Below are 996 nucleotides of genomic sequence, written 5' to 3'. Positions count from 1 at the left end.
TCAAACAAGCCGTCTGCTGAGCGCCTGCAACTTAAAGCGGGGGCTTTCGGTGGCAAGCGGTGAATTTCAACAGCCTGTTAGGCCACTGAGCCTCTCCCCACCCCCCAGTAGCCCAGCCCATGCCCGCGCACCGTCTCGGGCCGGTACTGGTTGCGCCCGTCGAACACCGCGCCCGCGCGCAGCTGGCGCGCCATGGCGGCGAAATCCGGGCTGCTGAACTCCTTCCACTCGGTGGCCAGCGCCAGCACGTCGGCGCCGGCCAGGGCCGCGTCGGCGTAGGGTGCCAGGGTCAGGCGGTCGAGGTCGGCGGGGCCCAGGCGGGTGGCCAGCAGGGCGCGTGCATTGGGCATGGCCATGGGGTCGTAGGCGCGCACATGGGCGCCTGCGGCCAGCAGATCGGCCACCAGCATGCAGCCCGGGGCTTCGCGCACGTCGTCGGTTTCGGGCTTGAAGGCCAGGCCCCACACGGCCACGGTGCGGCCGGCGAGCTGGCCGTTGAAGTAGCCGGTGATTTCGCGCAGCAGCAGGCGCTTTTGTTCGTCGTTCACCTCGCGCACGGCGGGCAGCAGGCGCGGTGTCAGCCGGGCTTGCCGCGCCATCCATTCCAGGGCCCGCAAGTCCTTGGGAAAGCACGATCCGCCAAAGCCGATGCCGGGGTACAGAAACTGCGGGCCGATGCGCGGGTCGGTGCCCACGCCGATGCGCACCTGCTCGATGTCGGCGCCGTGCGCGTCGGCCAGGGCGGCCATTTCGTTCATGAAAGAGATGCGCAGCGCCAGCATGGCGTTGGCGGCGTACTTGGTGAGTTCGGCGGAGCGCGGGTCCATCGCGATCAGAGGGCCTGTTCACACTGATTTCGGGGATCGCGTTGCCCGGACTGGGGGCTGGATGCTAGGCGCCCGCGTGCAGCAAGGTAGGAACCTTGCAAGCGCGGGCAACGCCGCAGACGGCCCCCAGGCCGGGCAACCCGAAGGGAAGGCCCTTGCCGGCGCGCCA

At 69.7% G+C, this 996-nt stretch carries 1 protein-coding gene; it reads right to left on the bottom strand.

What is annotated here, in order from left to right:
- Positions 1-77: 77 nt before the first annotated feature.
- Positions 78-833, bottom strand: a complete 756-nt coding sequence (locus AC3WOH_RS34825) for a UDP-glucose dehydrogenase family protein (RefSeq protein WP_492233891.1) — start codon at positions 831-833, stop codon at positions 78-80.
- Positions 834-996: the final 163 nt, after the last annotated feature.

This window comes from Acidovorax sp. FW305-C-20-28, from assembly GCF_058783375.1.
The sequence above is the reverse complement of the archived record's forward strand: the minus strand, read 5'-3'. Positions and strand labels throughout refer to the sequence as shown.